This is a genomic window from Marinovum sp. J2-8 (genome assembly GCF_055808435.1).
In genome coordinates, this window is the sequence record NZ_JBVVRZ010000011.1 from 1 (window position 1) to 22,501 (window position 22,501).

Here is a 22,501-nt window from a genome sequence, read left to right on the forward strand (position 1 = left end):
CAGGACCGGGTGTGCATCCTCCCGTTCCGCTTCGGAACGGACTGCGGGAAGGACGTGTTCGGGCCCGTACATGTCGTGATACGGCGCGGGCACGATATAGGGCCAGTGCGGCTTGATATAACTCAGATGCAGACACCAGGGCTGATCGCCCGCGTCCTCGATAAATTGCATTGCCCGCGTAGTGGAATAGGGCGTTTCCGAATGCTCCTCGGCCACGCGCGCGGGTTTGTCGGCATTTTCGTAAAGCCAGCCGGACAGGATATTGCCCTCTGCGTCCTCGGCAGAGTTGGCCGCATCCTCCCACGGGTTTTCCACGTTATACCCCTTGGCGCGGAGGTAGTCGTTGTAATGGCTCGGGACCTTACCACCTGTCGGGTGCAGACCGTCCAGCCGGTCCCAGACTTCGAAGCCGCATTCGGCGATGCGGCGGCCCTTTTCCGATTTCGGGTCGATCCCAAGGCGCTTCATGCCGTCTATGTCGGCTGTCATGTGGGTCTTGCCGCAGAGCGCCGTACGCACACCAAGTGGTTCGAGGTGATCACCCAGCGTCATCTCCCCAACCCGCAGGGGAAAATTGTTCCAGGTCGCACCGTGTGAGCGGACATAGCGCCCGGTGTAGGTCGACATGCGTGATGGGCCGCAGATCGGCGACTGGACATAGGCCTTGTCGAACCGGACCCCGCGCGCGGCAAGCGCGTCGATATTGGGTGTTTTCAGGAACGGGTGACCGGCGCAGCCGAGATAGTCGAAGCGCAACTGGTCGCACATGATGAAAAGGACGTTCTTGGCCATGTTGGTTCCTCACCTGTCCCAGACGACACGAAAGCCGTGGTGGGTCGTTGCGCTGTCCGGCGAGGTGCCGGAACGAGCAGCGATGCGGTAGCGATAGCAATAACTGCGATGGCACAAGAACGAGCCGCCCTTGGACAGCTTGTAGCCTTTCATTTCGCTCAGGCGCTTCTTGACAGTCTTCTTCAGCGACCTGATACGATAGCTATTCGAAGTCCACTCCCAGACATTTCCGACCATATTGTAGAGACCGTAGCCGTTCGGCTGGAAGGACTGCGCAGGCGCCGTCGTTACGTAACCATCACGCGCTGTATTCAACTCGGGAAATCGTCCCTGCCAGATATTGCAGGGCATGAAGTCGTGGTCGTTTGGCGCGGCGTCTCCCCAAGGGAAGGGCACGTCACCCAGCCCACCGCGTGCGGCATGCTCCCATTCCGCCTCGGTTGGCAGCCGGCCGCCGACCCAGTTGCAATAGGCCCGGGCATCGTTCCACGAAACATGTACGACAGGATGGTCGGGGTGGCAGACGTCTTCGGTGCCGGGGCCGTTCGGCGCGGACCAGATTGCCCCCTCGACGCGCCGCCACCATTCGACCGCGACCACACCTTCAGTGGGGCCATAGCTCTCGGGCACCTGCGCCCAGAACACGAAGGACCAGCCGAACCTTTCGGCCTCGGTGACATATCCGGTCGCCGCGACGAAATCGGCGAATTCGGCATTGGTGACGGCCGTCGCCCCCATCGCGAAGTCTTGCACCCGGACCCGACGCAGGGGGCTTTCGCCGTCACCCGGGATCTGCGGTGCACTGGTGCCGACAAGCGCCGTGCCGCCCGGAATAGCCACGGCATGGTCGGCCAGCCGTCTTTCGGCGGCGCGGCCCGCCGACCGCGCGGCGGGAGGTGCAGACGTTTCGCGCGATGGACCACAGCAGCCCTTGCCGGTCGTCAGGCTGTCACTCATCTCTCTTCACGTCCCGGAGCGTCCTGGCGCCCATCTGTATCATGTTGTTTTCAAGGTCCTGCTTCAGGACAGAATAGGCATGGTTGCCGCCCTTGTCGCCAAGCGCTGCGACTGCATAGAGGAAGCCCCGGCCTAGCAGGCAGAAATCCGCCCCGCGCGAAAGCGCCCGCAGTATGTCCAGCCCCCAAAGAACGCCGCTGTCAAACAGAACAGGCGCCCGCCCGGCCACTTTCTCTGCCACCACCGGCAGCGCGTCGATCGCGGCTTGCGCGGCGTCGAACTGCCGACCTCCGTGGTTGGAAACGACCACGCCATCCGCACCACAATCAATGGCCTTTTCGGCTTCATCCGGCCTCAGTAGCCCTTTGACCACCAGGTTGCCTTGCCATTGCTGCCGCAGCCGGGAAACGGTGTTCCAGTCGGGCCGCCCATCGACGATCGTGCCCACCATCTTGGCGCTGTCGGCCATGGCGGAAGCGGGGAAATATTCTTCCAGCGTCCGGAACCTTGGTTGACCATGCCGCAGAGTTCTTCAGGGCCCAGACGGGCCGCTGCGCGACCCGCCACAAGGTCAGCGGCGTGACTTTCGGAGGCACTGTCAGGCCCGCCGCCAGCTGGCGTTCGCGGCGGCTTCCGACCGGGACGTCCAGCGTGACCACCAGGGTCCGGATACCGGCAGAGGCGGCACGGGCCAGAAGATCGTCCTCGATCTCGGGCTCTTTCAAGGGATAGAGTTGGAACCACGCATTCTCGCCACCGGCCTCCGCCACCGCTTCGGGCGTCTCGTTGGCAACCATGCTGAGCGTATAGGGAAAGCCGTTCTCCCGCGCCGCGCGGGCCAGGATGAGTTCGGCGCCCGGCCAGATGAGGCCCGACATCCCAACCGGGGCGGCGCCGAACGGAACGCTGTAGTGCTTGCCGAAAAGGCTGGTGCTGGTGTCGGGCTGATAGCGGCCTTGCGCCACTTTGGGCGGCAGCAGGACCCGGTCCAGCGCTGCGCGGTTCTCGCCGACCAGCCGTTCCGCGCCGGTGCCGCTGGCAAGGTATTCCCATGCAAAGAACGGCACCCGCCGCCGCGCGCGCGGAATCAGGTAGCCTAGGGCGGGGTATTTTGCCTCGGACGTTGGCATTTAGCCTGCCTCCAGCATCACACCGGGGTTAAGCAAGCCGAGTGGATCAAAGACCTGTCTGATGCCGTGCATGAGGCCGAGTTGGGCGGAGTCTTTCCGCGCTGCCAGCGTTGCGACTTTGGTTCGCCCGATCCCGTGTTCCGCGCTGAAAGAGCCGCCCATCTCGGCCAGAATGTCGCCTACCCGCATCCCGAACCCCTTGCTGTCCAGCGCGTCCCAGTCGCACCCCTGGGCGGCGACCACCGCGTAGTGGACGTTACCGTCTCCGAGATGCGCGACCAGAAGCGGACGCAGATTGGCCGTATCGGCCAGCGGAGCAACGCGGTCGATGAACTCGGCAACCCGCGCCAGCGGCAGTGAAGCATCGAGCGACAGGAAGGGTCCCTCGGCCTGAATGGTTTCCAGCACCGCCTCGCGAAGCGACCACAGGTCGATACGCTGTTGTTCGGAGGTAGCAAAGAACCCGTCAGTCACAAGTTCATCCTCCATCAGCCCTTCCACTGTCTCCAGCATCAGCGCGTCCAGCCTGACGGTGCCGGTATCGTCGGCCCCGGCGTCCGAGCGCCGCGTCGAGGCCAGTTCGACCAGGACCCCATGTTCGGGCAGAACGTCAAGCGGCGCGCGCAGGGCGCTGTTGTGGCGCAGGATGGTGCGTATTGTTTCAGCCGGGAGCCATTCGAAGGCCTCCACCAGCCCGCCCGACGCATCCTGTAGCGCGTTGAGAACATCCAGCGCCGCCTTCAGGTCGGGCACCGCCAGAAAGGCAGTGGAGCGCACCTTGGGTGTCGGCACCAGTTTCAGTACGGCTGCGGTGATGATACCAAGGGTGCCTTCCGAACCGATCAGCAGGTTCTTCAGGTCATAGCCGGTATTGTCCTTGCGCAGCCCGGTCAGGCCATGAACGACCTCGCCGTTGGGCAGCACCGCCTCAACCCCGAGACAGAGATCCCTAGCGTTTCCATAGCGAAGAACGTTGGAGCCGCCCGCATTGGTGGCCAATGCGCCGCCGACGGTGGCCGACCCGCGAGCGCCGAACATCAGCGGATAGTCGAGCCCCTCGGGCGCCACCGCGTCCTGCACGCTTTGAATGATGGCACCGGCATCGACGGTCACGGTGCGGGCCCGCGCGTCGATTGACCGGACCCGGTTCATCCGGGCTAGCGAGAGCAGCAGACCGCCTTCCTCCTGTCCCGGCACGCTGCCGCCCGCGACCGAGGTGTTGCCACCCTGCACGGTCACCGGCACACCTTGCGCGCCCGCCAGATTGACTACGGCCGCCACCTCTGCGGTGCTGCCTGGTCTGACCACCGCACGCGCCGCGCCGGTCCATTGCCCTGTCCAGTCGGTCAGGTATCCTGCCGCGTCTGATCCGGTCAGCACATGTGCCGCGCCGACGATGTCGGAAAGCTGCTTTGTCAGGTCTGTCATCCTGGCCCCACTGGCGTTCTGTTGGGTCCGATATCGTTTGGACGTGATTGCAGATATGCCGTCAATGCAGCCTGCATGTCCGCGTGATCGGGATCGTCGAACAGGTTCGACATTTCGTCGGGGTCGGTGGCCAGGTCGTACATCTCGCCCGCGCCGGACCGCAGGTCCATCGTCAGCTTGGCGTCACGTGTGCGAACCGTGCGCAGCGACAGAGCAACTCCGACGCGGTTGGGCAATAGTTCCCATTCCATCATCGCGAAGTCGCGTGCCGCATCGCCCTCAAATTGCGGGCGCAGGGACTGGCCGTGCTGTTCAAGCCCGGGCGCGACACCGGAATAGTCATAGAGCGTGGCGGCGATGTCGAGCGTCGAGACCGGTTCGGCCACTACCGCCCCGGCCCGAACACCAGGGCCCTTGGCCAGCAATGGCACGCGCAACAGCCCCTCGTAGGGCATCGGTCCTTTCAGAATATGCCCGTGGTCGCCCAGCCAGTCACCGTGATCCGAGGTGTAGATGACGATGGTGTTTTCGGCCAGACCGGTCTCTTCCAGCAGGGTCAGGATGCGGCCCACCTGTTCGTCGATAAATGCGATCTGGCCATAGGTATTGGCGATGATCTCGCGCAGCTGATCGTCGGTCTGCGGTTCGATCCGGGAATAGTTCGAGCGCACGGCAACCTCGGCAGCATCGCCCTTCGGCGTGTTCTCGACAGCGGCGCGGTGCCACCACGGACGTTTGTCGAGGTCGCGCGTCCGATGTTCCGGCAGGTCAACCTCGGCCGGGTCGTGCAGGCGTGACCAGGGTTCGGGGCAGTCGAAGGGATGATGCGGATCGACAAAACTGACCCAGGCACAGAATGGTTTGTCAGCGTCACGCCCATGCCGCAGCCATTCCATCGCGCGGTCCGCCGTCCAGGGCGTGTAATGCCAGTTTGTCGGCAATTGCGAATGCCAGGTCTGGGCAGCACCCTTGGTATCGCCACGGCCCTCGTGATAAAGCTGCGCTTTCTCGGGCCCATGGCCGTCGGCATGGAAGAAATGCTCGTAGTGGAGCCCCCGAGGCGGTGCCAGCGGCGGATGGTTCGACGGGCCCGAGAGCATGAGCTCCACATGCCCGAATCCCATGTAGGGGCCGAACCAGTCCGGCCCGAAATCGGCCGAAGACAGGATCGCTTCGGGCCGCCCGGTGGGTTCGCGCGCGTCGTAGCTCGAAAAGTGCGCCTTGCCGAAATAACCTGTGTCGTATCCCGCGCGGGCCAGGGTTCCGGCAAAGCCTTTTTCGCCCGTCTCCTCGTCAAGGTCGATGCCATTATCATGCACGCCATGCGTCCGGCACAGCTGGCCCGTCAGGATCGAGGCGCGCGCCGGCTGGCAGACAGGAGCGGGGCAGATTGCAGCGGTAAAGCGAGTGCCGTCCCGCGCCATGCGGTCCAGGTTGGGCGTGCGGACCTTGCGGCCTTCGATGCCAAGACAATCGCCGCGATGCTGGTCGGCACTGATGATCAGGAAATTGGGCCGGGTCACGGGACGCGCCTCCTCAGTATGAAATCATGACGGGAATTCTGGCATTCGCGAGCACGTGGCGGGTGGCGCCGCCCAAAAGCTCTTCGCGAAAGATGCCCTGCTCATAGACGCCCATGAACAGCACGCCGGCATCGACCTTGTCGCAATAGGCCAGAAGCTCTTCGCCGAAATGACGGCTGCCGCCGGGCAGGCGGATCCTGTCCGCCTTGACGCCGTGACGCGCCAGCAGATCGGTCGCGCCGATGCTGTTGGCAGGCTTGTACATCTTCTCGCCGGAACTGACGATGTCCACCTGGGACTTGGTTTCGAGATAGAGCATGGCGTCGTGGATCACCCGCGAGGCTGCCTTGCGCCCGTCGAAGGCGACGACCGCGCGCTTGTCCAAGCTGGCCGGGTCAAAAGGCGAGGGCACCACGAGGATCGGACGGCCGCTTTTCAGCGCCACCCGTTCTGGGTGCAAATCGATTGCAGGATCCGACTTGCGGGCGTTCGGGCCCATGATCCCCACGTCGTACATCACCACATACTTGGCGAGCGTATCGTCCGGCTCACCGCTCAGCGCCAACCAGTGCAGCTTGTCAGCCGGCACCCGGCCCTCGACGGAGGCACGGAAGCCCTGTTCCACCACCGCTTCCTTCTGGCGAATGCCATCGTCCATGATCGTGCGCACATTGTCCGGCACCCAGTTCTCAGCCGCGAACCGGTCTCGGTGGCCATAGTGCACCAGCATGCCGGTCAAATGCGCGTCGTATTTCGCCTGCATCAGCAGCGCCGCTTCGACAGCGCTCTTGGACCCGGTACTTTCGTTGACGGCAACGAGGATGTTCTTGACAGCCATCAGGCATCCCTTTCTGCTTCGACGGCTTTGTTGGCCGCGGGTTTCTTGGGGCGGGAGAAGAAGATGACAACGGCAACGGAGAGCGCGAGGAAGAACAGCGACATCGGGCTCTTGAACAGAAACCATGGATCGCCCCCGGAGACAGCGAAAGCCTGCCGAAACGCATGTTCGAGGTTGCCCGCCAGGATGAAGGCAATCACGAAGGGAAGCGTCGGAATCCTCAGCTTCCGCAAGAGGTACCCGAGGACGGCGAAGGCCAAGGCGAAATAGATGGCGACGAAACTGGTTTCCTGGGCGTAGATCGCCGTCAGGGTCAGCAGCAGCACCATCGGCAGCAGCACCTGGTTAGGGATCTTCGACATGATGCCACAGGCTGCCATGATCCGCCCGCCGATCACCCAGTTGAAGATGTTGGCAAGCATCATCGCGGTGAACAGACCGAAGGCGATCACCAGTTCCGGGTTCACCTCTGACGTTGTGAACCGAAAGACAGTCGGCCCGGGATTGAAACCGCCGATCGATTCAGCGGCAAGGATGATGAAGACCGCGCCGACATTGCCGGGGATGCCGAGTGAGAGAACCGGGATCAGGTTGGAGCCGGAGACCGCGCTATTGGCCGCCTCAGTCGAGGCGATGCCTTCGGGCGTGCCTTGGCCGAATTTTACCGGACCCTTGTGCATCTTTTCGCCGGTGGCATAGCCGAGCGTCGCCGCCAGAGTCGAACCGATACCCGGCAGGGCGCCGATGATCGTGCCGACGAGAGCCGAGATGCCGATGAAGGGCATCAATGCCTTGCGCTCTTTCCAGCTCAGGTGGTTGTCACCGGACTGGGCCACCTCCTTGATCTGTGATTGCGAGCGCCGCTCGCGCCACATGTTTTCAAAAGCGACCAGCACTTCGCCGAGGATCAGCACGCCCATGACGGCGGCGATCAGCGGCACGCCGGATGCCAAGACCTCGGTGCCCAGTGACAGGCGGGAATAGAAATCCTCGCCGGTGCCGATTGAGGCGACCAGCAGCCCCAGAAAGGCGGCGATCATTCCTTTCATCGGCGACACGCCGACCACGGCCGCAATGAAGGCCATGGAGAGAATTATGAGCGCCGCTTTTTCCCCGAAGCCCAGGTAGGCTTCGACGATGATCGCAAGGAAGGGAGCGCAGGTGAAGAGCACGAGATCAGAAAAAGTATCTCCGGAGACCGAGGCGAAATGCGCGGTCCTGAGGGCCTTGCCGGCCTGGCCCTTCTGCGCCATCGGATAGCCGTCGAGCGTGGTCATCATCGCATCCGGCGTGCCGGGCGTGTTGAACAGGATCGCGGGCACCGAACCGCCGACCGTCGCGCCTTTCATCACGCCGACGAGAAACCCAAGAACCGGCAGCAGCGCATCCGGCGTGAAGCCAAAGATCGACAGCAGGATCGGCAGCGACACCGCCATCAGGAAGGGACCAGCTAGGCCGGGCGTGGCCCCGCCCACGACCCCCAAAAGGAACCCGCCGAACACCATCAGCAGGGTGATCGGAATGCCGACGCCGAAAATCTCGAACGCGGCGGGTCCGGCAATGACAGCCATCACTCCGGCCCAGACATATTCAAGCGGGGACATCAGAAATCTCCATTCGGCGGCAAGAGGATCGTGTCAAAGGGCACGTCAAAGATGAGGATGAGCCCTAGCACGGCGAGGATCGAACTGATGACACGCACCCATCTGATCCGGCCTTCGATCAGCGAGGTCAGCCCGAAGACCAGGGTGAACCCGCCCAGCACGAAACCGATGTATTTCCAGGGGAAGGTCGACCGCATCTGGCGGTAGGTCACAGAGTCGTCGCCCGATGGTCCAAAAAGCGCCAGCGCCAGCGGACCTGCCCAGAACATCACGATCAGCGATAGCGCCAGCAAACCGCCGAAAGACGCGTAGAAAAACAGGGTCAGACGGTCGAACGGCGGATCGACGTCCTCATCCTGCAGGCGGCGCAACTGGAGCATCAGGTGAACAACCGAGAACAGCAAGATGCCGCTACCTGCCACCATCGGCAACATCGCGTCACCGATGTTTACCTGACGGCGGAATTCATAGATCGCGGCGGTTTCACTGTCGAGCGGTGCCCAGACAAAGGCGGTCAGCGCGGCAAAGACAGCAAAGAATATGGCAAGCCAGATTTCGACCCTGCGAGAATGCATGGCGGATACTCCCGGTGGTTGGGGATGGGCCGACCCGCTGCAGACCGGCCCATAGGGGCAGGATCACTCGGCGGATGCGTCGAGCAGCCCGGTGGCGGCGTCGTAGCTTTCCTGCATGAGCGCCTCCAACTCGGCGCCCTGCACCACGACCGGTCCGGCGAAGGCCCTGTTGGTGAATTGCGCCAGCTTGCTCTCCGGGTCGTTCAGGATTTCCGCAATGTGGTGCTGCCAAGTTTCACGCGCCTCTTCCGGGATGCCCGCGGGCGCAACGACGATGAATTTCACACCGAAATCGTAGGGCAGGTTGAAGTCCTGCACCTGCGGCGCGTCGGGCTGCATCAGAAGCGGCTCGACCTCGGCGCTGGCGAGGTTGGTGATCTCGCCCGCCTTGACCGCCGCGGTCTGGGCACCGGCCGACCAGGCTATATCGACGTCATCGGCCACCACTGCGTTCAGGCTGGCCTTGCCACCGCCGGTCATGACCGTAGTGAATTCGACCCCGTTGTTCTTGCCCAGAACATAGGTGGCGTCGGCCAGCCGCTGGCTCATCGCTCCAACGGTGATCTGCTCGCCAGCCTTGGCCGCCTCGATCACGTCCGCCAGCGTTTCCCAGCCGCGCGACGGCTTGGCGATTATGCCCATCTGTGTTCCCGCCAGGGTCGAGAGATAGGTGAAATCGTCCAGCTGGTAGGGCGGGTTCGGCATTGTTTGAATGGCGTAGGTCGTGGCCTCCGACACGGTCACGCCAATCGAGTGGCCGTCGGCCGGTTCGCCTTTCAGCGCCACCGCCATGGTCAGACCGCCCTTGCCTGCGGCGTTTTCCGGAATGATTTCCCAGCCGTAGCGTGTGCCGATCTCTTCCGCCAGCAGGCGGCCGAGTGTGTCGGCGCCACCGCCGGCGGCAAAAGCGATCATCATCTTGACCGGGCCTTGTGGTTCCCAATTCTGCGCCTGGGCACCGGTTGCTGCGGTCATCATGGTGAGCGCGGCAGCCGCACTTTTGAACGTTGCGAATTTCATGGTTTCCTCCTCCTTGTTCGCGTTCGATCTTTTTCAGGTTCCGGGGACAGGCGTGGCACCCGACGGCCCGGTGTGGAAAGCTTTCTCCGGCCCGCCGAAGCGTGCGACGAGCTTGTCCTGATCGGCCTTGGCCCGGGCATCGACACTTTCGGGATCGCAGATATCGTGAAGGGCGCTGCGCATGCGGTACTCCTGCTCCGCATAGGCGGGATCTCCGGCCAGATTGCGCCGCTCAAGCGGATCGCTCTCCAGGTCGAAAAGCTCGGGCGCGAAGCCGACGTATTCGTGGTATTTCCAGCGCGCATCCGCGACCATGAAGCCGCCGCTCGGCGAATTGGCCGCGTGGTACTCGGAAAAGACCAAGCGCCGGGGATCTTCGGGCGCGCTGGCAATGTCCGTCAGCGAGCGTCCCGACCAAGCCGGATCCGCCGGCAGGCCAAAGGCTTGGCTGATGGTCGGCGGGATATCCATTAAGGACACCGGCGTGTGAACCTGTCCGCCCGCGACGACGCCCGGCCCGGCCAGGATCATCGGGACCTGCGTCGATTCACGATAGAGCAGGGACTTCCCCCACCGCCCGCGCATGCCGAGGTTTTCGCCATGATCCGAGGTGTAGATGATCAGGGTGTCGTCGGCCTGCCCCGAGGCGTCGAGCGCTTTGAGAACCTTGCCGATTTGGTCGTCGACAAAGGTGCAGAGGGCATAATAGGCCGCGATCGCTTCGCGGCGCCGCTGGTCGCTTCCCAGCTCGGTATCGCTGTCCTCGATATCGCCCATCCGCGCCGCCCAGGGGTGCGCTTCATAGCCATCGACGCCGGGCCGCACCGGGGGCAGCGGCATGTCGTCGGCCGGATACAAGTCCAGGTATTTCTGCGGTACCGTCAGCGGGAAATGCGGTGCCACAAAACTGACAAATGCGGCCCAGGGGAATTGGCGCGGGCAGGCTGTTGCAGCCATTTCGCCGCCGCATCGGCAACATCCATGTCATACTGGTTGTACTTCGACAATCCGGCCCCGATTTGGCCTAGCATGCCGCCGCCCTTGTTCTGCTTGGGAAGCGGATTGCGCACCGACCCCCAGACCTGACCGATGCCGTTCAGGATATGAATGGGCAGGATCTGGCGATCGAACCCGGTGCTGTCCTCGGCGTTACGGTAGTGCAGCTTGCCAATGCTGGTGACGGATACGCCACCGGCCTGAAGAACGTGACCCCAGCTGGGGATGGCTCCGTCATAGGCCAAGGCGTTGTCCCAATAGCCGCTTTGATGCGGGTAGCGTCCGGTCGCCAACGCGGCGCGCGCCGGCACGCAGATCGGACTGGGGGTGTAGGCATTTCGGAAAACCGAGCCTCGCGCCGCGAGTTGATCAAGGTTCGGCGTTTTGACGTGGCTGTGACCCAGGATCGACAACGTGCCGGCCTGATGCTCGTCGGCCATGATAAACAAGACGTTTTTCGGCGAAGTCGTCACTTTTCCACAAGTCCCGATATTGATGCTTTTTCTTCAACTGCCAGAGTGATAGCATATTCAAACAAATATCGCAACGTTAATGTTGCATACTCAACAAGGATGAACGATGCATCTTTCTGCCAAGACACTCGAAGAACAGCTGGAGCGCGTTCGAACCCTTGAATCCAGATTGACCTTTCGGCTCTCTGTGCTCAGCAAACTGCTGGATCAACAGGCGCAAGCAATGCTGGACGGAACAGGGATCAACTTGACAGGCTACCGGATCCTCAATGTCATCAACACGCTCGGCAGCACGTCGATCTCTGATATCAGCCGTTTTTGCGGCATCGATCGCGCGCAGGTCAGCCGTAGCGCGACCGAGCTTGAAAAGCAGGGGCTTGTGCAGTTCGAGGACGATGCTGTCAGCAAGCGCAAGAAGCTGGTTGCGATTTCGCCCGACGGTCGCGCGCTCCTCGAGGCAGTCAAACCCGCGTTCGTCGAGAGGAACGAGAAACTGGACGAACTTCTCGGACCCGAGAGAAAGGCCGCGGTCACCGAAGCCATCAACCTGATGACCGAGCATGTTCTTCCCTGATCGGAAACAGGTCCAGGCTGCGCGCATCATAACTCCAGCACCATCAGGTCTTCGCCAATCACGATGTCTCCCGGAAAGACCTCTGCCATTTCGCTGACAATTCTCTGGTGGACGCCCGGTGCATCCATGTGCGGTCTCAGGTGGGTCAGCACGACACGCCTAATGCCTGCGTCCCTTGCGGTCCGCGCGATTTCCAGATGCCCCGAGCTGCCGGCGACCCACTCCGGTCCGCGCGCCTCCTGACTCAGATTGAAGCACATGTGAACGAGGACATCCGCGCCTTCGGCCAGTGTCGTCAGCGCATCGCAGGGTCCACTGTCCCCTGAATAGACAAAGGACGCGTACGGCGTATCCACCCGGAAGCCCATACAGGTCAGAAAGGGCTGCGCATGGGGCACCTCGACCGAACGCAGGTGCCAGCCGTCGCCCGGCATCTCGAAGCCCGGTGCGATCTCGGTGATATCCGGCGCGGGCCATGCTCTTGGAAGCGTGCCGCCACGTTCGACCCAGATTTCCTTGCTGGGCGCGTGTTCCGTCCGCGCGGTCAAGTCCGCAAACAGCGCACCCTCGGAGCCGAACAACCGGTCTGACACGGTTCTGATTGGCGCAGGTCCGAAAACCGGGAGATCGACACCGCCCTTATCCCAGATCGCGTGCACCAACCGGGCGTAATCCAGCATGTGATCGGAATGCAGGTGGCTGAGGAACAGCCGGTCCAGATCGGTCGGGCGCCGCCCGGCTTCGAGAAGGCGACCGAAACTGCCGCCGCCGCAATCGAATTGCAGCGTCTCGTCGCCGATGTCGAGCAGGTAACCGGAAGACGCGCGCCGCGCGTAGGGTTCCGGGGTGCCTGTGCCCAGCAAGGTGACTTTCATCCCGGCCCCCTATGCCTGGTCAAGAAAACGGCGCGCATCCTCGGCCGATTCGAAGATATGCGCATTCTTCGAACGCCCGAACGACTTGCCCAGTTTCATGCGCAAGAAGGCCGATCCGGAATACCGCGTGGTCGAGCGATAGAACGTGTCCTCAAGCCGCTGCACTGCGGACACGTAGTCCTCTTCGATCTCGGGATAGATCGTGGTGCCGTCGTAGTTCACGATGGCATCCACCTTGTGATCCAGCGGTCCGCAGATCGCCTCGACGCGCGCGATGATGCGCGCCACGTCGGCCGCGTTGCGGATGCGCAGCTTTTCGAGGTTGATGAACAGTTGTTGCCGGTCCGCGGCGAGGGCAATCCGCGCATCGAGATCGAGCGCCAGCAGGTCCACGTCGAGCGCCATCGGCTCGTCGCGAAATATCCGCCCGTCCATTTCGATCACGTTCTCAAGCCCGGGCACGAACTCCATGTGCCCGAGGATATCGCGCTCCAGATCGACGCCGGGGGCGACCTCGATCAGGTCCAGTCCGCTTTCGCCCAGTCGAAAGACCGCCCGTTCCGTCACGAACAGGACCGGCTGGCCGAGACGGGCGGACCGGGGCCCGCTGAAGGTCTCGTGCTGGATCTGCTCGACGAATTTGCCGACCTTGCCTTCCGACCGGATCGACAGCGCGCCATTTTCGACACTCAGATCAAGCGCGACGGAGGTGAAGGAGCCGGTAAACACCACCTTGCGCGCGTTCTGGCTGATATTGATGAAACCGCCCGCGCCGGCCAGCCGCGGCCCGAATTTGGACACGTTGACGGAGCCGCGCGCATCGACCTCTGCCATGCCCAGTATTGCGATGTCGAGGCCACCGCCATCGTAGAAATCGAACTGCTGGTTCTGGGCGATTACCGCATCGGTATTGACCGCGGCACCGAAATCCAGTCCCGAGGCGGGCTGGCCGCCGATCACGCCCGGCTCGGCGGTCAGCGTCAGGTGCTCAAGCAGGCGTTCTTCGGCCGCGACGGCGGCCACGCCCTCGGGCATTCCGATCCCCAGATTGACGATCCCGTTCACCGGCAACTCAAAGGCGGCGCGGCGGGCGATCACCTTGCGAACATCCAGCGGCATCGCCTCTGCCGCTTCGGCCGGCATACGGTAACGACCTGTGAAGGCGGGAGAGAATGGCGTCCGGAAGGTCTGCATGTGATCGCCGGGCTCGGCCAGCACCACGGCATCGACCAGCGCGCCGGGGATTTCCACGTCGCGCGGGTTGAGCGCGCCGCGGGCGACGACCTGCTCGACCTGCACGATCACCATGCCGCCCGAGTTCTTGGCCGCCATCGCCTGGGCGAGGTTGTCGATGGTCAGCGCCTCGTTTTCCATCGTGACGTTGCCCGCCGTATCCGCCGTCGTGCCCCGCAGGAGCGCCACGTCGATCGGGATCGCGGGATAGAAGAGGCACTCCTCCCCGTCGATCTCCATCAGCCGGACGACATCCCCGATCGTGATATCGTTCAGTTTGCCGCCGCCCTTGCGCGGGTCGACGAATGTTTCCAGCCCGACCCTCGACAGCGTGCCGGGCTTGCCCGCCGCAATGTCGCGGAACATCTGGCTGATGACTCCTTGCGGAAGGTTATAGGCTTCGATCCGGCCTTCGGCCGCGAGCTTTCCGACCTTGGGGATCAACCCCCAGTGCCCGCCGATCACGCGGCTCAGCAGACCGTCTGCCGAAAGGTGATTGAGTTCCCTGTCCCTGCCGTCGCCCTGCCCCGCGGAAAAAAACAGGGTCAGGTGGCGCGGGGAATTCGTACTCTCGAACCGCCGCGCGACCGCCTTGAGCAAGGTCTCGGGCACGCCGATTCCGACGAAGCCCGATGTGGTGACGGTATATCCGTCCTCGATAAGGGCTGCGGCGGCATCGGCGGAAACGATTTTGTTCGGCATGGCTCCCTACTCCCTGGGGGGTCCGACACGGTCGGGGTGGGCCGCGATGAATGCAGGCAAGGCGCGTGCGGACTCGGCGGCCCGGCTCAGACGCGGATGCCCGGAATAATCCACGCCCCAGCGGTCGGCATTGTAGAGCTGCGGGACAAGGCAACAGTCGGCCATCGTCGGCGCATCGCCGACACAGAAACTGCCGGTCTCGCCCTGCGTCAGAAGCGCCTCGAAATCCGCCAGTCCCTTGGCAATGAAATGCTGCATCCAGGCTGTCTTGCCCGCGTCGCCGCTCCCGGTCAGCGTGGTGACATGCGCGGCAACGCCAAGATTGCAGATCGGGTGGATTTCCATCGCGATGGCATAGGACAGCTGGCGCACGCGATGCTGCCCGACCGGATCGACGGGCAACAGAGGCGATCCTTCGGTCGTTGTGTGCAGGTACTCGATGATCGCAAGCGACTGGGTCAGTGTCCGCCCGTCGATCACCAGCGCGGGCAGGATGCCCTGCGGATTGATCGCGCGATACTTGGGCGCCCGATGCGCGCCGGTCAGCAGGTTCACCTGCCGGGCCTCGTAGTCCCGGCCCAGCAGGTTGAGCGCGATCCGCACGCGGTAGCTTGCCGAGGACCGCCAGTAATCGAACAGGACCGAAAGGCCCGACATCATTCGAGCTCGTCGGTCGGTTTGGCGTTGAGCGCGCCGTAGTTCTGCGCACCGATCTGGTCGTAGAGGTCCATCTGCGTCTCGATAAAGTCGATATGCCCTTCTTCATCGCTCATCAGCCGTTCGAAGAGCCGCATCGACACGTAGTCCCCCGACTCGTCACAGGCTTCGCGGGCTTCCTTGTAGAGCGCACGGGCCTCGTATTCGATCTTGAGGTCGGCCTCGAAGACCTCGCTGACATTTTCGCCGATGCGCAGCGGGTTCATGTGTTGCAGGTTGGGGTGGCCCTCAAGAAAGATTATGCGTTCAATGAGATGATCGGCATGCACCATTTCTTCGATGGATTCCTTGCGCCATGTCGCGCCCAATTTCTGATAGCCCCAGTCGTCCAGCAACCGGTAATGCAGCCAGAACTGGTTGACCGCCGTCAGCTCGTGCTTGAGCGCGCTGTTGAGATATTCGATGACTTTTTCGTTGCCCTTCATTTCTTCAATCTCCTTGGAATTTCGCCGCCGCGCAGCATTCCGCTCAGAGTGACTTCACTGGAAATGCGCGTGATCTTGTGGTTCGGAAGCGGCGCGCAATCGGTGCAATCTGGCCTGACGCCCAATTCCTTGAACAACCGGTTCTGGGTCACCTGAGCTTTCGGTTTTTTTTCCAGAAGCGCCCGGATGGCTTTTTCCAAATCGCTTTCTCGGATGACGGCGCATTGGCAAATGATCATTGCGCCGTCCACCCGCCGTCGATGGGCAGTGCCGCGCCGGAGATTGACGCTGCGTTGTCCGACGCGAGGAAGACCGCCAAGGCGCCGAGTTCCTGCAGCCCGACGAATTTCTTGGTGGGCTGCCCGGCCAGCATGACGTCGCGGACAACTTCTTCCTCCGAAATACCGCGCGCCTTTGCCGTGTCCGGGATCTGGGCTTCGACCAGCGGCGTACGCACATAGCCGGGACAGATCGCATTGGCGGTGATACCCGCCTGGGCAACCTCCAGCGCCACGGTCTTGGTCATACCGACCACCCCATGTTTCGCCGTGACATAGGCCGATTTGAACGGCGACGCGATAAGGCCATGGGCCGAGGCAACGTTGATGATCCGGCCCCATCCGCGCGATTTCATACCCGGTAGTGCGGCGCGGGTGGTATGAAAGGCCGAGGACATGTTGATTGCGATGATCGCGTCCCACTTGTCCAGCGGAAATTCATCGATCGGCGCGACATGCTGTATGCCCGCATTGTTGACGACGATGTCGACCGCGCCATGCCGCGTTTCCGTCTCGGCCACCATGTCGGCGATCTCCTGCGCTTTGGTCATGTCGGCGTCGTTGTAAGAGGCAGAGATACCGTGATTGGCTTCAAGCCCGGCGCGTGTCTTTTCGATCTGGTCCGGATCTCCGAAGCCGTTCAGCACCACGTCCGCCCCGGCACGGGCAAAGGCTTCGGCAATGGCAAGCCCGATCCCGCTGGTCGAACCGGTCACGAGCGCTGTTTTGCCCTTCAGTTGAGCCATGTCAGTTTCCTTTCGAGGTTTCGGCCGGAGCCACACGATCTGGGTGGGTTTCGGAAAAGCCGGGATGGGTGAGGCAGCGCTCCTGGATCGCGGCGATCCGTGGCCATTCCGCCAGTTCGATCCCGGCCCTCACGGCGTTGCAGGCCTGGGGCACTAGGCAGCAATCGGCCATGCCCGGCGTATCTCCGTGGCAGAAGTCACCCGTGTCGGGATGATCAATTTGCGCCTCGAAGGCGTCCAGCCCGCGCCGGAGATAGCGATGCACCCACTCGCTCACCTCGCCGCCACCAGACGCATCGCGCGCGACGTCCATATTGGTCACCACATGGGTTTCCATCGCGATAATAAACGACAACATCCGGACCCGCGCCCGGGTCGCGGCATCCTTCGGCAAGAGGCGCGGCCCGTCCCTTGTCTCCTCGATGTATTCTAGGATCGCCAGCGACTGCGGGATGACCAGACCGTCGATTTCCAACACTGGCACCGTGCCCTGCGGGTTCAGCGCCATGAAGGCCGGCGTGCGATGCGGCTTGCCGATGATCTCATGCATCCGCGTGGCGTGGTCGATGCCTTTGAGCCGAAGCCCCGCCCTCACCCGCCACGCAGCCGAAGATTGCCAGCTGTCATGGAAGATAGGTGTCGACGCTGAACACATAGGCCTTACCCCGCCACCGCGACGAGGGTGTCTGCGGTCAGCTGGCCATCGATCGCCATCACATCGTGGTGCCCGTCGATGTCCACCACCGTGAAATCGTCTCTCGCCTCGATATCCGCGCGGATCTTCTTGAAAAGCGGGTTCGGGTTCTGCGCCGCCTTGACGAAGGTTCGCGGCATGGCCCGGGCAAAAGGATCGCCAGTGACCGTGTCGAGGAAGGTGCGCGGCGGATGTGGCACAAGCCGGGGTTTGGCGAAGTCGGCCAGATCTCCGGACAGCCCCCACATATCCTCCCACGCTTCCTTGGGACGAACCGGCAGCAACTTGCCGGCCTCCGCTGCCGCCTGCATCCCTGCGCGAACTTCATCGGGAACAAAGCTGGAAAGGCCTTGGCCATCGCCGGGAACGAGAGCATCGAAATAGATCGCATGTGCAATGCGATCCTCACCCTGCCCCAGAAGATCGGACAGGACGCAACCGGCATAGGAATGCGCCACAAGGACGACATTCTTGAGATCGTGCATGAACAGGTGGTCCCTGATCGCCGTGGTGTGGTCCGCCAAGCCGATGTCGGCACTTGCCTCGGCGCGTCTGTCACCCATTCCGGGAAGATCCGGAGCTGTCACCTTGTGTCCCATGGTCCGCAGGGCGGTGACAGTTGGTCCCCAGGCCCAGCCGCCATGCCATGCCCCATGGACAAGGCAGAACGTATTGGGGTTTTTTGCCTGGGCCTTGATCTGGCGGGGTGCGGCAAGTGCAGCCCCGCCGATCACGGCGGCCGAAAGGGCCGCGCGACGAGTGAGTTTCATTTTCTTCCTCCCTGTTGATGGATGGCGGTGTTCAGACTGCACCTGAATCGCCAACCAGAATCGATTGGCCTTCGTAGGCGACCGGGATCCGGTCCAGGCATTCTCCGATACCCAACCCTTCGACCCCTTCGCCGGTCGTGGCGGAAAACCCCGCTGCATGGTTTGTACATCGCAAGATCGTCTTGTCGGCCGAGATCAACTTGTCGCCCTTGTGGTCGAGCGGCAGGTATTGGTGTGGGCAGGCGTTGACATAGGCACGCACATCATCGCCAAGCCGAACGAGCAGAATTGGAAAGCCATCGAGGTCGAGGCAAAGGGTGTTTTCGTTCGGAATGTCGGACAGAGCACAAATCCGTGTTCCTGCTTGCGGAGCGCCCCGATATCTCTTCCACGCCTCCGCCATCACGAAATCCCGAAATCGACGGCGGGCAGGATCGTTCCGTCGCAATTGCCGAAGCCGATGCGGTATGCGCCCTCGCACCAGCCGGTGATCGCCACGGTGTCGCCGTCCTCGAGGAAGGTGCGAGTGCCGCCATCGACCTCAACCGGATCGCGGCCGTTCCAGGTCAGTTCCAGCATCGACCCGAAGCTGTCCGGCGTCGGGCCCGAGATGGTGCCGGACCCCAGAAGGTCGCCGGTCTCCATCGCGCAGCCGGACGAGGCATGATGCACCAGCTGCAGCGCAGACGAATAGTACATGTACTTGTAGTTGGTGCGGCTGATCACCGTCGCGTCCTGCCCCTTCGGAGCTAACGCCACTTCCATCCGGATGTCGAAGTTGTTCGGCGTCTCCTCGTGCAGATAGGGCAACAGCGGCTGGACCCGTTCGGGCGCAGGCGCACGGAACGGCTCCAGCGCCTCGCGGGTCACGATCCAGGGGCTGATCGTGGTGCCGAAGGCCTTGGACTGGAACGGCCCCAGCGGCTGGTATTCCCAGACCTGGATGTCGCGCGCCGACCAGTCGTTGATCAGCACGTAGCCGAAGATGTTGTCATAGGCCTCGGCCGCGCCGACCGGTTGACCCATGGGGTTGGGCGTGCCGACCAACGCGCCCAGTTCCAGTTCGATGTCCAGCTTCTGGCAGGCCCCAAACCGCGGTGCGTCGTCCTGCGGCCCCTTCAACTGGCCGTTCGGGCGGTGCACCGGCGTGCCCGAGACCACCACGGTCGAGGCCCGCCCGTTATAACCGATCGGAATGTGCAGCCAGTTGGGCATCAGCGCGTTGTCCGGATCGCGGAACATGCAGCCGACATTGGTGGCGTGTTCTTTCGAGGCATAGAAATCGGTGTAAGAGCGGACAAAGACCGGCAGATGCAGCTGGGCCGCAGACCGGGCGACCAGCGGGAGGGAAGGGTCGCCGCCCTCGGCGTCGAGCAGATCAGCGATCTTCGCCCGCGTCTGAGACCAGACAGTCTGCGCCAGCCCCATGAAAGGGTTCAGCACGCCCTGGTCAAAGACCTTTGTGTCACCGCCAGGGGTCAGCTTTCCACCTACCTCCAACGCCGTCAGGTCGAGAATCATATCTCCAATGGCCACACCGACACGGCGCGGGCCCTCGCCTTCCGAGAACACGCCAAAGGGCAGGTTCTGGATCGGGAAATCCGTGTCTGTGGAGTTGGCGGTATCGACCCAGCTCTTGCGCTTCGGATCATGTGTCGGATTCAAGCCGGTCATCGGATCATCCCTCGCTTGGTTTTTCAGTGTTTGTTCAATTCGCCGACAAAAGGGCATGCCAAAATGCCTTGTCGTCAAAGGCACTCGGCGGTGGTGGCGGAGTTGCTTCCATGCGAACCAGCACGAAATCCCAGTCGGGCACGACATAAATCCTGGTGTTGTTGCCTCCGAGGGCGACGTAGAACTCATCGGGGATGTCGTCGCGCGCCGCCATCACAGGCAGGAAATCGCCGGTAAACGCGGCAAATTCCGCCCCTGCATCAATCGGTTCATCACTTAGCAGCCACCAGCCCAGACCATATGCCGGGTTCGCGGAAACTGGTGTGAAGACCGCCGCAAAGGCATCTGGGTCGACCAGTTGTTTCCCGTCAACAGCTCCGCCGGTGAGCACGAATTCTCCCCATGTGGCTAGCTCGGTCGCTGTCAGGAACGCGCTTGATGGCATGCGCGGAAAGCCGTCTGTTTCGGTCGGCCAGCGTTCTGGTTCGATGTCCAGAGGATCAAAGAGCCTGTCCTGAAGATAAGAGACCGCATGGGGATGATCGGGGTCCAGCTTCCGCCGCGCCCATTCCCCGAATACCTGAAAAGACGATGGCCGATAGTGAAAGCGTTCCCCTGGGGCCGCCAGCGACGGAGCCGCCAGCGATTCCGCGTAGGTTTCCACCGGTCCTGGCCCGAGTGGCACACCATCCAGTCCTGCGGTCAACGACAAAAGTTGATCGACAGTGATCTGTGACTTGAGCGGATCATCCGCCCATTCGTGAATGGTCAAAGCCACAGGCTCGTTTAGCTCGGCAAGACCGTCCTGTACCATGGCCGCCAGCACAAGGCCCCAGAAGCTCTTGTTGACCGACGCCACGAGCGCCGCAGTTTCGGACGTGGCGCCGTTTCCATAGACCTCAAAGACGGTCTGGCCTCCAACCCGAGCAAGAAGTGCAGACCCTTTCTCGCTTTTGCTGTAGGAGGCCGCCGCTTCGAAATTCAGCACTGGCATCTCGGCGATGGCGGCACCGCCGCGCCGATGAACAGCGCCCCAAGACAAGACAGGAATGTCTAATTCATTGAATTCTCCGGATTCTAGAGGCAAAAAATTGCTTTCGTTTCCTATTCGCCGTTCCAGACCGGCCGCTTCGGATCGAAATGGTTGCGCAGCGGCTTCCAGACCTCGGGATACTTGACCTGAAGCGTATCGAGCCCCGCCGCATACTTGGTCAGTTGCTGCGGAAAGCGGGTCTCGAACATGAAGGCGATGGTGTTGTCGAGCTTCTCGGGTTCGAGATCCTTCAGCGAGGCCGCATAAAAGGCATCCGCATCCGGCCCGTGCGGCAGCATCATGTTGTGGCACGACATGCCGCCGGGCACGAAGCCCTCGGGCTTGGCGTCGTAGACCCCCTCGATCAGCCCCATGAACTCGGACATGATGTTCATGTGGTACCAGGGCGGACGGAACGAATTCTCGGCCACCAACCAGCGCGGCGGGAAGATCACGAAGTCAATGTTCGCCGTTCCGGGTTCGCCGCTCGGTGCCGTGAGCACCGTGAAGATCGACGGATCAGCATGATCATTGCGGATCGGGCCGACCGGCGAATAGTGCCGCAGGTTGTACTTGTAAGGTGCATAGTTGCCGTGCCAGGCCACCACGTCGAGCGGGCTGTGGTCGATCTCGCAGGCGTGGAACTGGCCGCACCACTTGGTCACAACGCGGTGGGTCACGCCGTCCTTCTGTTCGTAGGCCGCCACGGGGCTGAGGAAATCGCGCGGGTTGGCCATGCAGTTGGCGCCGATGGGCCCACGCTCGGGCACCGTGAAGACGGCGCCGTAGTTCTCGCAGATGTAGCCGCGCGCTTTGTCGTTGCCGTTCAGCAGCACCTTATACTTTACGCCGCGCGGGATGCAGACGATCTCGCCGGGGGCGACGTCGATGATCCCGAACTCGGTGAAGAAGCGCAGCGCGCCGACCTCCGGCACGATCAGCATTTCACCGTCGGCGTTATAGAAGACCTCGGCCTCCATGCTTTCGGTGACGGCATAGGTGTGGATCGCGTAGCCCACCTGGGTCAGCACGTCACCGCCGGTGAAGATCGTGCGCATCCCATCCAGCCAGGTCCCGGCATCGTCGGGGATCGGCGCCGGATCCCAGCGCATGGGCGCCAGCGGCAGCCCGCTCTCGTCCACGGTGGGCGCCGAGCGGAAATGCGGCAGCTCGAAGCGTACCATGTCCGAGATGTGCTGCACCGTCGGGCGCATCCGATAGAGCCATGAGCGTTCGTTCGAGATCCGCGGGGCGGTAAAGGGCGAGCCGGAGAGCTGTTCGGCATAGAGGCCGTAGGGGCAACGCTGCGGGCTGTTTTGCCCGATCGGCAGCGCACCTTCGACGGCTTCGGTCTCGAAGTCGTTGCCGAAGCCGGGCATGTAGCCCGAGTTGTACTGAGCGCGGCTCTTTGCGATCACGAAATCGGTCTGTGGCTTGTTCATCT

General features: G+C 62.6%; 23 protein-coding genes and 1 pseudogene. 1 reads left to right on the forward strand and 23 read right to left on the reverse strand.

Annotation, left to right across the window (positions count from 1 at the left end):
• The 11 genes and pseudogenes from AC0L4F_RS21325 to AC0L4F_RS21375 form a co-directional block, all read right to left on the reverse strand.
• Positions 1–792, reverse strand: a 792-nt coding sequence (locus AC0L4F_RS21325) for a sulfatase-like hydrolase/transferase (protein WP_244691385.1), incomplete at its 3' end; no start/stop codon positions are given.
• A gap of 9 nt (positions 793–801) precedes the next feature.
• Positions 802–1,749 (reverse strand): formylglycine-generating enzyme family protein, encoded by a 948-nt coding sequence (locus AC0L4F_RS21330; RefSeq protein ID WP_244691386.1) that lies wholly within the window; start codon positions 1,747–1,749, stop codon positions 802–804.
• Positions 1,742–2,200 (reverse strand): alpha-hydroxy acid oxidase, encoded by a 459-nt coding sequence (locus tag AC0L4F_RS21335; protein WP_348524143.1) that lies wholly within the window; start codon positions 2,198–2,200, stop codon positions 1,742–1,744. The genes AC0L4F_RS21330 and AC0L4F_RS21335 overlap by 8 nt, the downstream gene beginning before the upstream one ends.
• Positions 2,094–2,879, reverse strand: a complete 786-nt coding sequence (locus tag AC0L4F_RS21340; RefSeq protein ID WP_348524144.1) for an alpha-hydroxy acid oxidase — start codon at positions 2,877–2,879, stop codon at positions 2,094–2,096. The genes AC0L4F_RS21335 and AC0L4F_RS21340 overlap by 107 nt, the downstream gene beginning before the upstream one ends.
• Positions 2,880–4,307, reverse strand: a complete 1,428-nt coding sequence (locus AC0L4F_RS21345) for an FAD-binding oxidoreductase (protein ID WP_244691387.1) — start codon at positions 4,305–4,307, stop codon at positions 2,880–2,882.
• Entirely contained in the window at positions 4,304–5,830 is a 1,527-nt protein-coding gene (locus AC0L4F_RS21350; protein WP_244691388.1) for a sulfatase-like hydrolase/transferase, read from the reverse strand. Before AC0L4F_RS21350 ends, AC0L4F_RS21345 begins: the two co-directional genes overlap by 4 nt.
• A 13-nt stretch (positions 5,831–5,843) precedes the next feature.
• Positions 5,844–6,668 carry a universal stress protein gene (locus AC0L4F_RS21355; protein ID WP_244691389.1) on the reverse strand — a complete coding sequence of 275 codons (825 nt, stop codon included), beginning with the start codon at positions 6,666–6,668 and terminating at the stop codon, positions 5,844–5,846.
• A complete protein-coding gene (locus AC0L4F_RS21360) occupies positions 6,668–8,272 on the reverse strand; it encodes a tripartite tricarboxylate transporter permease (protein ID WP_244691390.1) in 1,605 nt (534 codons plus the stop codon). The genes AC0L4F_RS21355 and AC0L4F_RS21360 overlap by 1 nt, the downstream gene beginning before the upstream one ends.
• Entirely contained in the window at positions 8,272–8,847 is a 576-nt protein-coding gene (locus tag AC0L4F_RS21365; protein WP_244691391.1) for a hypothetical protein, read from the reverse strand. Before AC0L4F_RS21365 ends, AC0L4F_RS21360 begins: the two co-directional genes overlap by 1 nt.
• 63 nt (positions 8,848–8,910) lie before the next feature.
• Positions 8,911–9,867 (reverse strand): tripartite tricarboxylate transporter substrate-binding protein, encoded by a 957-nt coding sequence (locus tag AC0L4F_RS21370; RefSeq protein ID WP_244691392.1) that lies wholly within the window; start codon positions 9,865–9,867, stop codon positions 8,911–8,913.
• Between the two features lie 33 nt (positions 9,868–9,900).
• Positions 9,901–11,303 (reverse strand): annotated as a pseudogene (locus AC0L4F_RS21375) (sulfatase family protein).
• A 139-nt stretch (positions 11,304–11,442) separates the two neighbouring features.
• Between AC0L4F_RS21375 and AC0L4F_RS21380 the strand changes: the two are divergent.
• Positions 11,443–11,910 (forward strand): MarR family winged helix-turn-helix transcriptional regulator, encoded by a 468-nt coding sequence (locus AC0L4F_RS21380; protein ID WP_244691395.1) that lies wholly within the window; start codon positions 11,443–11,445, stop codon positions 11,908–11,910.
• 26 nt (positions 11,911–11,936) lie between these two features.
• Here the strand turns inward: AC0L4F_RS21380 and AC0L4F_RS21385 are convergent, their stop codons facing one another.
• Genes AC0L4F_RS21385 through hmgA form a run of 12 tightly spaced genes read right to left on the reverse strand, consistent with a single transcriptional unit; the run spans position 11,937 to position 22,499 of the window.
• Entirely contained in the window at positions 11,937–12,785 is an 849-nt protein-coding gene (locus tag AC0L4F_RS21385; RefSeq protein ID WP_244691396.1) for an MBL fold metallo-hydrolase, read from the reverse strand.
• Between the two features lie 9 nt (positions 12,786–12,794).
• Positions 12,795–14,720: an acyl CoA:acetate/3-ketoacid CoA transferase gene (locus AC0L4F_RS21390; RefSeq protein ID WP_244691397.1), complete on the reverse strand. Its 1,926-nt coding sequence runs from the start codon at positions 14,718–14,720 to the stop codon at positions 12,795–12,797.
• A gap of 6 nt (positions 14,721–14,726) precedes the next feature.
• Entirely contained in the window at positions 14,727–15,380 is a 654-nt protein-coding gene (gene maiA, locus AC0L4F_RS21395) for a maleylacetoacetate isomerase (RefSeq protein WP_348524145.1), read from the reverse strand.
• On the reverse strand, positions 15,377–15,862 hold the full coding sequence (gene bfr, locus AC0L4F_RS21400) for a bacterioferritin (protein ID WP_244691398.1): 486 nt from the start codon (positions 15,860–15,862) through the stop codon (positions 15,377–15,379). Before bfr ends, maiA (AC0L4F_RS21395) begins: the two co-directional genes overlap by 4 nt.
• On the reverse strand, positions 15,859–16,062 hold the full coding sequence (locus tag AC0L4F_RS21405) for a hypothetical protein (RefSeq protein ID WP_244691399.1): 204 nt from the start codon (positions 16,060–16,062) through the stop codon (positions 15,859–15,861). Before AC0L4F_RS21405 ends, bfr begins: the two co-directional genes overlap by 4 nt.
• 35 nt (positions 16,063–16,097) lie before the next feature.
• Entirely contained in the window at positions 16,098–16,886 is a 789-nt protein-coding gene (locus AC0L4F_RS21410; RefSeq protein WP_244691400.1) for a 3-hydroxybutyrate dehydrogenase, read from the reverse strand.
• Between the two features lies 1 nt (position 16,887).
• On the reverse strand, positions 16,888–17,541 hold the full coding sequence (gene maiA, locus AC0L4F_RS21415; RefSeq protein ID WP_244691401.1) for a maleylacetoacetate isomerase: 654 nt from the start codon (positions 17,539–17,541) through the stop codon (positions 16,888–16,890).
• 5 nt (positions 17,542–17,546) lie between these two features.
• The gene (locus tag AC0L4F_RS21420; RefSeq protein ID WP_244691402.1) at positions 17,547–18,404 is read right to left on the reverse strand and encodes an alpha/beta fold hydrolase; all 858 of its coding nucleotides are present in this window, start codon (positions 18,402–18,404) and stop codon (positions 17,547–17,549) included.
• Entirely contained in the window at positions 18,382–18,753 is a 372-nt protein-coding gene (locus tag AC0L4F_RS21425; protein WP_244691403.1) for a Rieske (2Fe-2S) protein, read from the reverse strand. Before AC0L4F_RS21425 ends, AC0L4F_RS21420 begins: the two co-directional genes overlap by 23 nt.
• Entirely contained in the window at positions 18,753–20,024 is a 1,272-nt protein-coding gene (fahA, locus tag AC0L4F_RS21430; protein WP_244691404.1) for a fumarylacetoacetase, read from the reverse strand. Before fahA ends, AC0L4F_RS21425 begins: the two co-directional genes overlap by 1 nt.
• A gap of 34 nt (positions 20,025–20,058) precedes the next feature.
• On the reverse strand, positions 20,059–21,111 hold the full coding sequence (locus AC0L4F_RS21435) for a serine hydrolase domain-containing protein (RefSeq protein ID WP_244691405.1): 1,053 nt from the start codon (positions 21,109–21,111) through the stop codon (positions 20,059–20,061).
• Positions 21,112–21,128: 17 nt separating this feature from the next.
• On the reverse strand, positions 21,129–22,499 hold the full coding sequence (hmgA, locus tag AC0L4F_RS21440) for a homogentisate 1,2-dioxygenase (protein ID WP_244691406.1): 1,371 nt from the start codon (positions 22,497–22,499) through the stop codon (positions 21,129–21,131).
• Positions 22,500–22,501 lie beyond the last annotated feature (2 nt).

Excerpts from the sequence above, each read along its gene's own strand:
- AC0L4F_RS21330 (WP_244691386.1), bottom strand. The coding sequence starts at position 1,749 with ATGAGTGACAGCCTGACGACCGGCAAGGGCTGCTGTGGTCCATCGCGC.
- AC0L4F_RS21335 (WP_348524143.1), bottom strand. The coding sequence starts at position 2,200 with ATGGTGGGCACGATCGTCGATGGGCGGCCCGACTGGAACACCGTTTCC.
- AC0L4F_RS21340 (WP_348524144.1), bottom strand. The coding sequence starts at position 2,879 with ATGCCAACGTCCGAGGCAAAATACCCCGCCCTAGGCTACCTGATTCCG.
- AC0L4F_RS21345 (WP_244691387.1), bottom strand. The coding sequence starts at position 4,307 with ATGACAGACCTGACAAAGCAGCTTTCCGACATCGTCGGCGCGGCACAT.
- AC0L4F_RS21355 (WP_244691389.1), bottom strand. The coding sequence starts at position 6,668 with ATGGCTGTCAAGAACATCCTCGTTGCCGTCAACGAAAGTACCGGGTCC.
- AC0L4F_RS21360 (WP_244691390.1), bottom strand. The coding sequence starts at position 8,272 with ATGTCCCCGCTTGAATATGTCTGGGCCGGAGTGATGGCTGTCATTGCC.
- AC0L4F_RS21365 (WP_244691391.1), bottom strand. The coding sequence starts at position 8,847 with ATGCATTCTCGCAGGGTCGAAATCTGGCTTGCCATATTCTTTGCTGTC.
- AC0L4F_RS21370 (WP_244691392.1), bottom strand. The coding sequence starts at position 9,867 with ATGAAATTCGCAACGTTCAAAAGTGCGGCTGCCGCGCTCACCATGATG.
- AC0L4F_RS21380 (WP_244691395.1), top strand. The coding sequence starts at position 11,443 with ATGCATCTTTCTGCCAAGACACTCGAAGAACAGCTGGAGCGCGTTCGA.
- AC0L4F_RS21385 (WP_244691396.1), bottom strand. The coding sequence starts at position 12,785 with ATGAAAGTCACCTTGCTGGGCACAGGCACCCCGGAACCCTACGCGCGG.
- AC0L4F_RS21390 (WP_244691397.1), bottom strand. The coding sequence starts at position 14,720 with ATGCCGAACAAAATCGTTTCCGCCGATGCCGCCGCAGCCCTTATCGAG.
- maiA (WP_348524145.1), bottom strand. The coding sequence starts at position 15,380 with ATGATGTCGGGCCTTTCGGTCCTGTTCGATTACTGGCGGTCCTCGGCA.
- bfr (WP_244691398.1), bottom strand. The coding sequence starts at position 15,862 with ATGAAGGGCAACGAAAAAGTCATCGAATATCTCAACAGCGCGCTCAAG.
- AC0L4F_RS21410 (WP_244691400.1), bottom strand. The coding sequence starts at position 16,886 with ATGGCTCAACTGAAGGGCAAAACAGCGCTCGTGACCGGTTCGACCAGC.
- maiA (WP_244691401.1), bottom strand. The coding sequence starts at position 17,541 with ATGTGTTCAGCGTCGACACCTATCTTCCATGACAGCTGGCAATCTTCG.
- AC0L4F_RS21425 (WP_244691403.1), bottom strand. The coding sequence starts at position 18,753 with ATGGCGGAGGCGTGGAAGAGATATCGGGGCGCTCCGCAAGCAGGAACA.
- fahA (WP_244691404.1), bottom strand. The coding sequence starts at position 20,024 with ATGACCGGCTTGAATCCGACACATGATCCGAAGCGCAAGAGCTGGGTC.
- hmgA (WP_244691406.1), bottom strand. The coding sequence starts at position 22,499 with ATGAACAAGCCACAGACCGATTTCGTGATCGCAAAGAGCCGCGCTCAG.